The following is a 12,902-nucleotide window of genomic DNA, read 5'->3' as shown; positions in this document are numbered from 1 at the left end:
TGTTGCCAACATAGACTCGATCAATGCCTCAAGCCCTCATGCTCAACACCCCTGCGCTGGCCGCCGGCACCCCTGCTGCCGAGCCGCTGGTGCGCCAACGCACGCTGCAGCTGCGCTGCGCTGATGGCCGCTTGCTGGCCGCCACCTGGTTCGAGCCGGCCGGGGCGCCGCGCGCGATTGCGCTGATCAGCCCTGCCACGGCGGTGGCGCGCGGCTTCTATCGCGGCTTTGGCGAGTGGCTGGCACAGCGCGGCTATGCCGTGCTCAGCTACGACTACCGCGGCATCGGCGACTCGCTGCAAGGACCGCTGCGCCAGGAGCGCGCCCGGCTGCGCGACTGGGCCCAACTGGACATGGGCGCCGCGCTACGAGCGGTGCTGCGCCGCCGCCTGATGGAACAAGAGGCACAGGGCCGTGCGCTGGGCCTGCTGCTGGTCGGCCATTCCTTTGGCGGCAATGCGATCGGGCTGGCGCCCGACTACGAGCAGGCCGATGCCATCCTGGGCGTGGCTGCCCAGGCGGCCGACTGGCGCTTCTGGAGCGGCATCCACAAGGCCAAGGCCTGGCTGTTCTTCCACGCGATGCTGCCTGCCGCCGGCCATCTGCTGGGCCAGGCGCCCGGCTGGCTGATGGGGGCGCGCCGCGCCCAGGGCCTTCCCAAGGGCGCGGCGCTGGAATGGGCGGCCTGGGGCCGGCGGCGCGGCTTCATGTTCAGCGATCCCAGCCTGCAGGCCGAGCTGGGCTACCACCGCTTCACCGGGCCGGTGCATCTATGGAACATCACCGATGACCCGGTTTTCGGCCCGGCCCAGGCGGTCGATGCCTTGGCCGCTCGCTTCAGCACCGCCCAGGTTCAGCGCCACACGCTGGCGCCGGCCGATGTGGAGCTGACGAGCCTGGGCCATTTCGCCGCCTTCCGACGCGAGTTCGGGCCGCGCATCTGGCCGCGGCTGCTGGCGCCGGTGGAGGCGGCGACGCCGCTGCTGGCCCCAGGCTGCTAAAGCCCGCCCTGCGTGAGCTTGGCCGGGTCCAGCAACTGCTCCAGCTCGGCGCGCGACAGCTCGGTCAGCTCGGCTGCGACGTCGATGACCGGCCGGCCCTGCTTGTAGGCCTGCTTGGCGATCTCGGCGGCCTTGAGATAGCCGATCACCGGGTTCAGCGCCGTGACCAAGATGGGGTTGCGCGAGAGCGCCTGCTGCAGGCCCGGGGCATTGACCTTGAAGCTCGCGATCGCGCGCTCGCCCAGCAGCGCGCTGGTCTTGGCCAGCAGATGCAGACTGTCCAACAGGTTGTGGGCAACCAGCGGCAGCATCACGTTGAGCTCGAAGTTGCCGCTCTGGCCGGCGATCGTGATCGCCGCGTCATGGCCGATCACCTGCGCCGCCGCCATTGCGACCGCTTCCGGGATCACCGGGTTGACCTTACCCGGCATGATGGACGAGCCAGGCTGCAGCGCCTCCAGCTCGATCTCGGCCAGCCCGGCCAGTGGGCCGGAGTTCATCCAGCGCAGGTCGTTGGCGATCTTCATCAGGCTGACGGCCAGGCCCTTGAGCGCGCCAGAAAGAGCCACGGCCGTGTCCTGCGAGCCCATCGCGGCGAAGAAGTCGGGCGCGGTCGTGAAGCTCAGGCCGGTGAGGCTGCTGAGCTCGGTGCAGAAACGTGCGGCGAAGTCGGGATGGGCGTTGATGCCGGTGCCCACCGCCGTGCCGCCCTGGGCCAGCGCCTGAACACGGGGCTGCAGGCCTTGCAGCTGGGCGATCTGCGCCTCGATCTGCGCGGCCCAGCCGTCGAGCACTTGGGACAGGCGCACCGGCATCGCATCCATCAGATGGGTGCGGCCGGTCTTGATATGGTGGCCGTCGCTGGCGCTCTTGGCGCGCAGTGCGTCGAGCAGGGCACCGAGCGCCGGCAGCAGCTCATTGTGCAGCGCCAGTGCCGCGCTGATGTGCAGGGCCGAGGGAATCGAGTCATTGCTGCTCTGGCCGGCGTTGACATGGTCGTTCGCGCTGACGGCTTTGCCGAGCTTGCGACCGGCCAGCGTGGCCAGCACCTCGTTGGCGTTCATATTGCTGCTGGTGCCCGAGCCGGTCTGGAACACGTCGACCGGGAAGTGGCGCATGAAATCGGCGTCGGCCATCAGCTCGACGCCCGACATCTCGATGGCCTCGCCGATCTCGGCCGGCAACTGGCCCAGCGCCACATTGGCGCGGGCGGCAGCCAGCTTGACCTGCAGCAGCGCCGCGATGAAGCGCGCCGGCATCGGCCCGCTGATCTGGAAGTTCTGCACCGCGCGCTGGGTCTGCGCGCCGTAGAGGGCGTCGGCGGGCACCTGCATCTCGCCCATGCTGTCTTTTTCGATACGAAAGTTCATCTTGCTCACCTGTGCACTCCTACTGCTGACTATGCCTAGATCCAGCCTCGCACAAACGCCGCTGTGCGCCAGCCCCGATCGGGCTACCTTACACCCATGCTTGGGAGCGAGGGCTGGCGGCGGGTCTGCGGACATTTCAAAAGGTTGCTGCGACCCCTGTGCTTGATCCGCTGCTGATCCAGGTGCGTGCTGATCGCCTGGCGAGTCGTACGCGCTCACCGTGTGCCATCGCGCGAATCTGGCGCTCTGGCGCTCTGGCAGCGGCTAGCGCTGATCCGGCGCAGGGCCGAGGCAGGCGTTTCCATGCCTCGTTTTTGGCAGTTGGTCGCATCGCGCTGGTCGAGTCCGGCTGGCCGTCGCACAGTGGGTGCGAAGGAGTGATAGCGATATGGTCGAGAGAAGACCCAAATGGAGTTGCCTGAGCAAGGGCGAGCTGGAGCGCCAGCGGGCCCGACTGCGGGCCAAGGCGCGCCAGCTGGCTGAGCGACTGAAGCAGCGCGAGCGCGCGCTGGGGCAAAGCGGCGCTGTCGACAGGGGGCTGCGCCAGATGCGAGAACACATCGAGGGCATGGAGCAAGCGGCCACGGCCCTGCATCACCGAGCCCGCAGCCGGGTCTGAGCCGCGCGGCGCCGGGCTCGCGATTTGTCATGGTCCGGCGTCTAGAATCCGGGCTCCATTCGCTGAGGAAAACTCATGACGACGAACGCGCTTTTTGACGAGAACGAGGGCGTGGCCCTGCGCCTGGTAGGGATCATCGTGGCCTTGGTGGTGGCGCTGGTCATCGGCTTCGGGGTGCACAAGAGTCGCAGCATGGCCAAGCCTGCACAGCAGCCGGCGGCCGTCCTGGTCGAGGAGGATGTGGCCGCGATCCTGGTCGAGAACGGTGTTGTCAAGTTCTTCTTCGCGAGCGCCAGCGCTGAACTGGCCGGTGGCGCCAACGAGGCGCTGACTCAGCTGACCCAGGCGCTGGCCGAAGGCAAGACGCTGGTGGTCAGCGGCTACCACGATGCCAGCGGCGACGCGGCGATGAATGCCGAGTTGGCCAAGCAGCGCGCGATGGCCGTGCGCGAGGCGCTGCTGAGCCTGGGCGTTGGCGAGGGCCGAATCGAGCTGAGCAAGCCCGAACTGGCCACCGGCAGCGGTAGCCCGCGCCAGGCGCGGCGCGTCGAAGTGCTGCTGCGCTGAGTGTTCACGCGCTCCCGACAGACCGGCCCGAGGGCCGGTTTTTTTACGTCTTGTGCGCTGCGCGCGCCCGCCGTCATCAAGTGTTCACGTATTTGCGTTTGATCAAAAAATGTCGCTATGATCGCGATGAATGAAAATTCACGATCAATCGTGATGCATTCATCCGTGAACCTTCCACCCGACTCCCAGGCAGGCAGATGGCGACCTTCCCCGGCAATCCCTCGATGGCCCAGCGCATTGCGCGGGCGATGCCTTCGCTGACGCGTTCGCACGCCCGGGTGGCCGAGTACGTGCTGGCCCATCCGCTGAAGGTCGCGACGATGCCCATCGACGAGCTGGCCGAGACCGTCGGCGTGTCGGTGGCTACTGCCAACCGCTTTGCGCGGGCGCTGGCCTTTGATGGCTATCCGCAGTTCCGGGCCGCGCTGGTGCTGGGCTTCGAGACCGCGCTGGCTCCGGTCGAGAAGCTGCGTAGCAAGCTGGAGAGGCCGGCCACGGTGGCCGATGTGTTCGACAGCGCGCTGGTCGATATGGCCGGCAATATCGAGGCCACGCGCGCTGCACTCGATGTGCAGAGCTGCACCCAGGCCGTCGATGCGATCTTGAAGGCACGTCGCATCGCCATCGTCGGCTATGGCGCCAGCAGCTGGCTGGGCGGCTTGCTGCAGCGCAGTCTGGAACTTTACTGCGACAACGTGCAACTGCTGGCCAGCATTGAAAGCTCGTCCTACGCGGCGCGGCGGCTGGGCCGGCTGACGAGCGAGGACCTGGTGATCGCGATCAGTTTCCCGCGTTATTTCTCCGACACCGTGATGCTGGCTGGCCGGGTTCGCGCCGCCGGCCTGCCGTTGCTGGCGCTGACCGACAGTCCAGCGTCGCCGCTGGCACCGCTGGCCTCGGTGGCCTTGTATGCCCAGACCCACAGCCAGTACTTCGCGAACTCCGAGGCCGGCGTGCTGGTGCTGATCGAGGCTTTGTGTAGCGCCGTCGCGCACAGCGCTAAGGGCTCGCTGCAAGCCGCCACCCAGCTGACCGAATCGGTACTGCCGTGGCTTGAAGGAAGCCATGCCAGCAAGCTGCGAGCGACCGCCTCCGCCGCCCCCGTCAACACAAAGAAGAAGACCGCTAAGTGAGCACCCTATCCATGAGCCCTAAAGCCACCATCGCCATCCACGGCGGCGCCGGCACGCTGAGCCGCAACAACATCAGCCCTGCTCAGGAGGCCGCCTATCACGAGGCTCTGGCTGCCATCCTGCGCGCCGGCGAGCAAGTGCTGGCCAACGGGGGCACGGCGCTGGATGCGGTCAGCCTTGCGGTCGACCTGCTGGAAGACTGCCCTTTGTTCAACGCCGGCCACGGCGCAGTGTTCACCAGTGCCGAGACCCATGAGCTGGACGCCGCCGTGATGGACGGCGCGACGCTGAAGGCTGGTGCCATCGCCTGCGTCAGCCATATCAAGCGCCCCCTGCGTGCCGCCCGTGCGGTGATGGAGTGCAGTGAGCATGTGCTGCTGGTCGGTGCCGGCGCCGAGGCCTTTGCCCAGGGGCTGGGGATGGAGATGGTCAGCCCGGACTACTTCTCGACCGAGGCGCGCCGCGAGCAGCTGTACCGCGCGAAGGCCAGCTCGGTGACCGTGCTGGACCACGACGGAGCCGCGAACAACGCCGCGCCGCTGGACGAGAGCCGCAAGTTCGGCACCGTCGGCGCGGTGGCTCTCGACGTTCACGGCAATCTGGCCGCCGCCACCTCGACCGGCGGCATGACCAACAAGCGGCCTGGCCGCGTCGGAGATTCGCCGCTCATTGGCGCCGGTACCTATGCCGATAACCGCACGGCCGCGGTCTCCTGCACCGGCACCGGCGAGATGTTCATCCGCGCCGCAACCGCCTATGAGCTTTGTGCCCGCATGGCCTATGGCGGCCAGTCGCTGGAGGCCGCTGCCGAAGCGGCGGTGATGCAGTCGCTGTCGGCCATCGAGGGCCGCGGCGGACTGATCGCCGTCGACGCCCAGGGCAATGTCAGCCTGCCTTTCAATACCGAGGGCATGTACCGCGGTCAGATGCGGATCGGCGATGCCGCGCCGCAAACAGCGATCTTCCGCTGAACCTTTTCGAGTAAGTCTTCTCCTATGTCCACCTCCGTGCTCGAAGCTCCCGCCCAGTCCAGCGCCCTGATCCTGCCCGAGCAGCGTGTCGTCTGCGTCAATGATCTGTCGGTGCGCTTCTCGACCTCCGAGCGCACCGTCGATGCGGTCAAGAACCTGAGTTTCCATGTGGACCGTGGCGAGACCCTGGCCATCGTCGGCGAATCGGGGTCGGGCAAGTCGGTCACCTCTCTGGCGCTGATGCGCCTGGTCGAGCATGGCGGCGGCCGTATCGTCAACGGCAGCATGGCCTTCCGTCGTCGCAACGGCAGCATCCTGGACCTGGCGACGGCACGCGACGCGACGATGCGCAGCATCCGCGGCGCCGACATTGCGATGATCTTCCAAGAGCCGATGACCTCGCTGAACCCGGTGTTCACGGCGGGCGACCAGATTGCCGAGGCCATTCAGGAGCACCAGGGCAAGAGCGCTGCGGCCTCGCGCGCCGAGGCGCTGCGCATGCTGGAGTTGGTGCGCATCCCCGAGGCCCGCAATGTCTTGGACCGCTACCCGCACCAGCTCTCGGGCGGCATGCGCCAGCGGGTGATGATCGCGATGGCGCTCTCCTGCAAGCCGGCACTGCTGATTGCCGATGAGCCGACTACGGCGCTGGACGTGACCATCCAGGCGCAGATCCTGCAGCTGATCCGCGAGCTGCAGCAGGAAATGCAGATGGGCGTGGTCTTCATCACCCACGATATGGGCGTGGTCGCTGAGGTGGCCGACCGGGTGCTGGTGATGTACCGGGGCGACAAGGTCGAGGAGGGCGCATCCGAGGCCTTGTTTGCAGCGCCGCAGCACCGGTATACGAGAGCCTTGCTGTCGGCCGTGCCGCGCCTGGGAGCGATGCAAGGGCTGGACCTGCCGCTGAAGTTCGAGCTGCTACGCACCGATGACAGTGCGCCGGCGGAGCCGGCGCTGCCGCAGGACACGGTCAACGCCCAGGCCGAGCCCATCTTGCGTGTCAAGAATCTCGTGACCCGTTTCGATATGCGCAGCGGCCTGATGAGCCGCGTGACGCGCCGCGTTCATGCGGTGGAGCAAGTCAGCTTTGATCTGCGTCCCGGCGAGACTCTGGCCCTGGTCGGCGAGTCGGGCTGCGGCAAGTCGACCACCGGCCGCTCACTGCTTCGGCTGGTCGAGAGCCAGAGCGGCGCGATCGAGTTCGGCGGCCAGAACATCCGCGAGCTGCCGACCGCCGCGCTGCAGACCCTGCGCCGCAATATCCAGTTCATCTTCCAGGACCCGTTCGCCTCGCTGGACCCGCGGGTCACGGTGGGTTTCTCCATCATGGAGCCCTTGCTGGTGCACAAGATCGCCACGGGCGCCGAGGCCCAGGCCCGGGTCGACTGGCTGATGCAGAAGGTCGGGTTGACGCCCGAGCAGGCTCAGCGCTACCCGCACGAGTTCTCCGGCGGCCAGCGCCAGCGCATCGCGATTGCCCGGGCCCTGGCGCTGAATCCGAAGGTGGTGATCGCCGACGAGGCGGTGTCAGCGCTGGATGTGTCCATCCAGGCGCAGATCGTCAATCTGATGCTGGACCTGCAGCGCGAGCTGGGCATCGCCTTCCTCTTCATCTCGCACGACATGGCCGTGGTCGAGCGGGTCAGCCACCGCGTCGCGGTGATGTATCTGGGCCAAATCGTCGAGATCGGACCACGCCGCGCGATCTTCGAGAACCCGCAGCATCCCTACACCCGCAAGCTGATGGCGGCGGTGCCGGTGGCCGACCCGACGCGGCGCAGCCGCAGCCGCGAGCTGCTCAGCGGCGAGATTCCCAGCCCGGTGCGTCAGGTCGGCGACGAGCCGGTGGTGGCGCCCCTGGTCGAGATCTCGCCCGGCCATTTCGTCGCGCGCCACAGCGTCGGCGTGTACTGAATCGAATCGACTTTCCTTCCCCTTTACCCCACAGGAGTCTTCAGATGATGAATACCTACCGCATCAGCGCGCTCGGCCGCTGCTTCCTCGCCGCCGGCCTGTTGAGCGCCGGCGCTTCGGCCCTAGCCGCCAAGGATGTGGTGCTGGCCATCGGCGGCCAACCCGAGACCCTGGACCCCTACCAGACCAACACCACGCTGACCACGGCGGTCACCAAGTCCTTCTACCAGGGCCTGTTCGAGTTCGACAAGGACCTGAAGGTGCGCAATGTGCTGGCGCTGAGCCACACCGTCTCCAAGGACGGTCTGGTCTATGAATTCAAGCTGCGCCCCGGCGTCAAGTTCCACGACGGCACCGACTTCAATGCCGAGGCAGTCAAGGTCACCTTGGACCGGGTGATGAACCCCGAGAACAAGCTGGCCCGCTTCAATCAGTTCAACCGCATTGACAAAGTCGAGGCCACCGGCCCGCTTGCCGTGCGCATCACCCTGAAGGAGCCCTTCGGTCCCTTCATCAACTCGCTGGCCCATGCTTCGGCAGCGATGATTTCGCCCACCGCGCTGAAGAAATACGGCAACAAGGACATTGCCTTCAACCCGGTCGGCACCGGCCCCTTTGTCTTCGTCGAGTGGAAGCAGACCGACTTCGTCAAGGGCAAGAAGTTCGACGGCTACTGGAACAAGGGCTATCCGAAGGTCGACAGCATCACCTGGAAGCCGGTGCTGGAGAACAACACCCGCGCCGCGATGCTGCAAACCGGTGAGGCCGACTTTGCTTCGCCGCTGCCCTACGAGCAGGCGGCCGCGTTGGAGAAGAACGCCAAGCTGAAGGTGACGACTGCACCGTCCATCATCACGCGCTACCTCAGCTTCAACATGCTGCAAAAGCCCTTCGACAATCTGAAGGTGCGCCAGGCCATCAACTACGCGATCAACAAGGAAGCATTGGCCAAGGTCGCGTTCAACGGCTATGCGGTGCCGGCCGAGGGTTATGTACCCAATGGCGTGCTGTATGCCCACAAGATGGCACCCTGGCCCTATGACCCGAAGAAGGCACGCGAGCTGCTGAAGGAAGCCGGCTATCCGAACGGTTTCGAATCGGTGATCTGGAGCGCCTACACGACGACTACCGCGCAGAAGACGATCCAGTTCCTGCAGCAGCAGTTGGCCCAGGTCGGTATCAAGGTGCAGGTCCAGGCGCTGGAGCCTGGCCAGCGCGTCGAGTGGGTGCAGAACGCGCAGGATCCCAAGACCGCCAAGGTGCGCATGTACTACGCCGGCTGGTCCTCGTCGACCGGAGAGGCCGACTGGGCCCTGCGTCCGCTGCTGGCCACCGAGTCGTGGCCGCCGAAGCTGAACAACGCCTCCTACTACAGCAGCCCTGTGGTCGATGAGGCCATCGCTAAGGCGCTGAAGTCGGTGGACGATGGCGAGAAGGCGCAGTTCTACCGCACCGCCCAGGAACAGTTGATGAAGGACGCGCCGTGGGCACCCCTGGTCACCGAGAAGAACCTGTACGCGACGGCCAAGCGCCTGTCCGGCATCTTCGTGATGCCTGACGGCAACATCAACTCGACCGAGATCGCGGTCTCCGAGTAAATCTCCGAGTAATGGTCGTGCCCGCCCGCGCCCCTCATCCGAGGCGGCGCGGGCCTTCTCTCTGACTGGCCTTTGCCATCATGCTGAACTATTTCTTGAAACGGCTGCTGGGACTCATTCCCACCTTGCTGATCGTCGCGGTGCTGGTGTTCCTGTTCGTGCACATGCTGCCCGGCGACCCGGCGCGGCTGGCGGCCGGCCAGGATGCCGACGAGCAGACCGTGGCTCTGGTGCGCCAGGAGCTGGGCCTGGACAAGCCGCTGCACGAGCAGTTCGTCAGCTACTTCGGCCATATGCTGACCGGCGAGTTCGGCACTTCGATGCGCACGCGCCGTCCGGTCGCCACCGAAATCGCCGAGCGCTTCATGCCCACGCTGCTGTTGACCGTCAGTAGCATGGTCTGGGCCGTCATCTTCGGCATGACCATAGGCATTGTCTCTGCCGTCTATCGCAACCAATGGCCGGACCGGCTGGGCATGACGATCGCAGTCTCGGGCATCTCCTTCCCGGCTTTCGCTTTAGGCATGCTCTTGATGCAGATCTTCTCGGTCCAGCTGGGTTGGCTGCCCACGGTGGGAGCCGACAGCTGGAAACACTACATTCTGCCCTCGCTGACCCTGGGTGCGGCGGTGGCGGCGGTGATGGCCCGCTTCACCCGCGCCTCCTTCGTCGAGGTGATCCAGGAGGACTTTGTGCGCACCGCGCGGGCCAAGGGCCTGAACGAGCGCAAGGTCATCGCCAAGCATTGCCTGCGCAATGCGCTGATCCCGGTGGTCACCATGATGGGTCTGCAGTTCGGTTTTCTGCTGGGCGGCTCCATCGTCGTTGAGGCCGTCTTCAACTGGCCGGGCCTGGGCCGTTTGCTGGTCGACTCGGTGACGCAGCGCGACTATCCGGTGATCCAAACCCTCGTGCTGCTGTTCTCGTTGGAATTCATCCTGATCAATCTGATCGTGGATCTGCTCTATGGCTATATCAACCCGACCATCCGCTACAAGTGATATGAGCACCACGACCTCAATCCCCAGCGCCGAAGGCGTGCGCACGCCCTGGACCGAGTTCTGGCGCAAGTTCCGCAAGCAACACGTGGCGATGGCCGCGCTGGTCTTCGTCGCGCTGTTGATCCTGGTGGCCTTGTTCGCGCCCTGGATCGCCCCCTATGACGCCGAGAATTTCTTCGACTACGACCGGCTCAACGAGGGACCGTCCGCCGTGCACTGGCTGGGCGTCGACCCGCTGGGCCGCGATATCTTCAGTCGCATCCTCCTGGGTGCGCGCATCTCGCTGGCCACCGGCTTTCTGTCGGTCGCGATCGGTGGCTTGATCGGCACGGCCCTGGGCCTGCTGGCCGGCTATTACGAGGGCTGGTGGGACCGCATCGTGATGCGCATCTCGGACGTGCTGTTCGCCTTCCCCGGCATCTTGCTGGCGCTGGGCGTGGTCGCGATCCTGGGCAGCAGCATGATCAACGTCGTGGTCGCAGTCTCGGTCTTCAGCGTGCCGGCCTTTGCCCGCCTGGTGCGGGGCAATACCCTGGTGCTCAAGCAGATGACCTATGTCGAGGCGGTGCGCAGCATCGGCGCCAACGACTGGACCATCATCGTGCGCCACATCCTGCCGGGCACGATATCGTCCATCGTCGTCTACTTCACGATGCGCCTGGGCACTTCGATCATCACCGCTGCCAGCCTTTCTTTTCTCGGCATGGGCGCGCAGCCGCCAACGCCTGAATGGGGTGCGATGCTCAACGAGGCGCGCGCCGACATGGTCAACGCGCCGCACGTCGCGCTGTTCCCCAGCCTGGCGATCTTTCTGACCGTGCTGGCCTTCAATCTGCTGGGCGACGGCCTGCGCGACGCGCTCGACCCCAAGATCGACCGCAAGTGATATGAATCAAGCGCCCCGCATCGGCAGTCTGCCGTCCGGCCCGCTGGACGCGATCAGCGATGTGGCCGGCGTCACGGTCGGCCATTGCACGCTGGCCGATGGCGATCTGCAGACCGGGGTCACGGTCGTGCGCCCGCATGCCGGTGACCCGTTTCGCGAGCGGGTGCCGGCTGCGGCGGCGGTGATCAACGGCTTCGGCAAGAGCATCGGCCTGGTCCAGGTCGAGGAGCTCGGTGTGCTGGAGACGCCGATCGCGCTGACCAATACCTTCTCGGTCGCGGCGGTGGCGCAGGCGCAGATCCGCGCCTGCATCGCAGCCAATCCCGAGACCGGGCGGCGCCTGCCCACCGTGAACCCGCTGGTGTTTGAGTGCAATGACGGCTATCTGAACGACATCCAGCGCCTGGCCATCACCGAGGCGCACTATCTGCAGGCGATGGCCGCGGCCGATGTGCGCTTCGAGCAGGGCTCGGTAGGCGCCGGGCGTGGCATGTCCAGCTTCGGCCTGAAGGGTGGCATCGGCACTGCGTCGCGCTGCTGCGGCAAGTACCGGGTCGGCGCGCTGGTGCTGGCCAACTACGGCCGACCCGAGCAGCTGACCGTGGCCGGCCAAGTCCTTGGCGACTTGCAGCCCCGTGCCGAGACTTGCCCCGAGAAGGGCTCCATCATCATGCTGCTGGCGACCGATGCACCGCTGGATGCGCGCCAGCTGCGCCGCCTGGCGCTGCGCGCCGGCGCCGGCCTGGCCCGCACCGGCTCGGTGTTTGGCCATGGCAGCGGCGATATCGCGCTGGCGTTCTCGACGGGCTACACCCTGCCGCAGGATCCGCTGCGGCCCATGCCCGCCGTGGCCCTGCTGCACGATGCGCGCCTGGATGAGCTGTTCCAGGCGGCGGCCGACAGCACCGAGCAGGCCATCCTGCATGCGCTGTTCCGTGCCGAGGCCGTCACCGGCCGCACCGGCCATCACCGCGCAGCCCTGTCCGATCTGCTGAAGACACGCCCATGAAAATCCTGATCTCCACCGATATCGAGGGCGCCGCCGGCGTCTTCCACCCCGAGCAGACCCGTGCTGGCAACTCCGAGTACGAGCGCGCCCGCCGCCTGATGACGGACGAGGCCAATGCGGCCATTGCCGGCGCCTTCGAGGCTGGCGCGAGCGAGGTACTGGTCAACGACTCGCACGGCGGTTTCCGCAATCTGCTGCCCGATCTGCTCGATGCGCGCGCGCAGGCGGTGCTGGGCAAGCCCCGCTATCTGAGCATGGTGGCCGGTGTCGAGGAGGCGGGCGTCACTGCCGTCTGCATGATTGGCTATCACGGCCGCGCGCAGGGCCCGGGCGTGCTGGCCCATACGATCAACAGCTTCGCCTTCGCCCGCGTGTTCGTCAACGAGCAGGAGCTCGGCGAGATGGGTATTTACGGCGCGCTCGCCGGCGAGTACGGCGTGCCGGTCGCGATGGCCAGCGGGGACGATGTCTTTATCGCCGAGCACAAAGCCTTGTTCCCCGACACGGTGTTCGTGCAGACCAAGCGTGCCCACGGCTTCAGCAGCGGTGTCAGCCTGTCGCCCAGTGCGGCCTGCGCGGCGATACGCGAAGGCGTCAAGCGCGCGCTGTCGCAGCCTCTGGCCAATCCCTTGGTGATCAGCGGCGCTGTCACCGTGCGCCTGCAGACCCAGACCACCGCACTGGCCGATCTGTTCTGCCAATGGCCGACGCTGCGCCGCCTGGGCGGCGACGAGCTGGCCTTCGAGGCGCCGACCGTCGAGGCGGCGGTGCGCATGCTCAACAGCCTGTCGGCGATGTCGGCGATGTTGAGGTAAGTCCGGGCACGAGGG

12 protein-coding genes are annotated in these 12,902 nt (G+C 66.5%); 11 read left to right on the top strand and 1 reads right to left on the bottom strand.

Annotated features, from left to right (window positions below; genetic code table 11):
• Window positions 1–23 precede the first annotated feature (23 nt).
• On the top strand, window positions 24–1,001 hold the full coding sequence (locus tag OOZ63_RS16635) for a serine aminopeptidase domain-containing protein (protein WP_266006700.1): 978 nt from the start codon (window positions 24–26) through the stop codon (window positions 999–1,001).
• Here the strand turns inward: OOZ63_RS16635 and OOZ63_RS16630 are convergent.
• Window positions 998–2,371 (bottom strand): class II fumarate hydratase, encoded by a 1,374-nt coding sequence (locus OOZ63_RS16630; RefSeq protein WP_266006820.1) that lies wholly within the window; start codon window positions 2,369–2,371, stop codon window positions 998–1,000. The genes OOZ63_RS16635 and OOZ63_RS16630 overlap by 4 nt on opposite strands.
• A gap of 388 nt (window positions 2,372–2,759) precedes the next feature.
• On the opposite strand from OOZ63_RS16630, the gene OOZ63_RS16625 reads away from it, so the two are divergent.
• The 10 genes from OOZ63_RS16625 (at window position 2,760) to OOZ63_RS16580 (ending at window position 12,887) form a co-directional block, all read left to right on the top strand.
• Window positions 2,760–2,990 (top strand): hypothetical protein, encoded by a 231-nt coding sequence (locus tag OOZ63_RS16625; RefSeq protein ID WP_266006699.1) that lies wholly within the window; start codon window positions 2,760–2,762, stop codon window positions 2,988–2,990.
• 75 nt (window positions 2,991–3,065) lie between these two features.
• Window positions 3,066–3,557 (top strand): OmpA family protein, encoded by a 492-nt coding sequence (locus OOZ63_RS16620; RefSeq protein ID WP_266006698.1) that lies wholly within the window; start codon window positions 3,066–3,068, stop codon window positions 3,555–3,557.
• 197 nt (window positions 3,558–3,754) lie between these two features.
• Window positions 3,755–4,690: a MurR/RpiR family transcriptional regulator gene (locus OOZ63_RS16615; RefSeq protein WP_266006697.1), complete on the top strand. Its 936-nt coding sequence runs from the start codon at window positions 3,755–3,757 to the stop codon at window positions 4,688–4,690.
• 11 nt (window positions 4,691–4,701) lie between these two features.
• Complete coding sequence (locus tag OOZ63_RS16610; RefSeq protein ID WP_266006696.1) at window positions 4,702–5,661, top strand: isoaspartyl peptidase/L-asparaginase family protein; 960 nt, start codon at window positions 4,702–4,704, stop codon at window positions 5,659–5,661.
• Window positions 5,662–5,685: 24 nt separating this feature from the next.
• Window positions 5,686–7,578, top strand: a complete 1,893-nt coding sequence (locus tag OOZ63_RS16605; protein WP_266006695.1) for a dipeptide ABC transporter ATP-binding protein — start codon at window positions 5,686–5,688, stop codon at window positions 7,576–7,578.
• A gap of 47 nt (window positions 7,579–7,625) precedes the next feature.
• The gene (gene gsiB / locus OOZ63_RS16600; RefSeq protein WP_416234746.1) at window positions 7,626–9,176 is read left to right on the top strand and encodes a glutathione ABC transporter substrate-binding protein GsiB; all 1,551 of its coding nucleotides are present in this window, start codon (window positions 7,626–7,628) and stop codon (window positions 9,174–9,176) included.
• An 80-nt stretch (window positions 9,177–9,256) separates the two neighbouring features.
• Complete coding sequence (gene gsiC, locus OOZ63_RS16595; protein ID WP_266006693.1) at window positions 9,257–10,177, top strand: glutathione ABC transporter permease GsiC; 921 nt, start codon at window positions 9,257–9,259, stop codon at window positions 10,175–10,177.
• A 1-nt stretch (window position 10,178) separates the two neighbouring features.
• A complete protein-coding gene (gene gsiD / locus OOZ63_RS16590; protein WP_266006692.1) occupies window positions 10,179–11,063 on the top strand; it encodes a glutathione ABC transporter permease GsiD in 885 nt (294 codons plus the stop codon).
• 1 nt (window position 11,064) lies between these two features.
• Window positions 11,065–12,072 carry a P1 family peptidase gene (locus tag OOZ63_RS16585; RefSeq protein WP_266006691.1) on the top strand — a complete coding sequence of 336 codons (1,008 nt, stop codon included), beginning with the start codon at window positions 11,065–11,067 and terminating at the stop codon, window positions 12,070–12,072.
• Entirely contained in the window at window positions 12,069–12,887 is an 819-nt protein-coding gene (locus tag OOZ63_RS16580; protein WP_266006690.1) for a M55 family metallopeptidase, read from the top strand. The genes OOZ63_RS16585 and OOZ63_RS16580 overlap by 4 nt, the downstream gene beginning before the upstream one ends.
• Window positions 12,888–12,902 lie beyond the last annotated feature (15 nt).

It is taken from the genome of Paucibacter sp. PLA-PC-4, assembly GCF_026241155.1.
Taxonomy (GTDB): domain Bacteria; phylum Pseudomonadota; class Gammaproteobacteria; order Burkholderiales; family Burkholderiaceae_C; genus Roseateles_E.
The sequence above is the reverse complement of the archived record's forward strand: the minus strand, read 5'-3'. Positions and strand labels throughout refer to the sequence as shown.

Coding starts and splice junctions, on each gene's coding strand:
- OOZ63_RS16580 (WP_266006690.1), top strand. CDS start 12,069: ATGAAAATCCTGATCTCCACCGATATCGAGGGCGCCGCCGGCGTCTTC.
- OOZ63_RS16635 (WP_266006700.1), top strand. CDS start 24: ATGCCTCAAGCCCTCATGCTCAACACCCCTGCGCTGGCCGCCGGCACC.
- OOZ63_RS16625 (WP_266006699.1), top strand. CDS start 2,760: ATGGTCGAGAGAAGACCCAAATGGAGTTGCCTGAGCAAGGGCGAGCTG.
- OOZ63_RS16620 (WP_266006698.1), top strand. CDS start 3,066: ATGACGACGAACGCGCTTTTTGACGAGAACGAGGGCGTGGCCCTGCGC.
- gsiC (WP_266006693.1), top strand. CDS start 9,257: ATGCTGAACTATTTCTTGAAACGGCTGCTGGGACTCATTCCCACCTTG.
- OOZ63_RS16585 (WP_266006691.1), top strand. CDS start 11,065: ATGAATCAAGCGCCCCGCATCGGCAGTCTGCCGTCCGGCCCGCTGGAC.
- OOZ63_RS16615 (WP_266006697.1), top strand. CDS start 3,755: ATGGCGACCTTCCCCGGCAATCCCTCGATGGCCCAGCGCATTGCGCGG.
- OOZ63_RS16630 (WP_266006820.1), bottom strand. CDS start 2,371: ATGAACTTTCGTATCGAAAAAGACAGCATGGGCGAGATGCAGGTGCCC.
- gsiB (WP_416234746.1), top strand. CDS start 7,626: ATGAATACCTACCGCATCAGCGCGCTCGGCCGCTGCTTCCTCGCCGCC.
- OOZ63_RS16610 (WP_266006696.1), top strand. CDS start 4,702: ATGAGCCCTAAAGCCACCATCGCCATCCACGGCGGCGCCGGCACGCTG.
- gsiD (WP_266006692.1), top strand. CDS start 10,179: ATGAGCACCACGACCTCAATCCCCAGCGCCGAAGGCGTGCGCACGCCC.
- OOZ63_RS16605 (WP_266006695.1), top strand. CDS start 5,686: ATGTCCACCTCCGTGCTCGAAGCTCCCGCCCAGTCCAGCGCCCTGATC.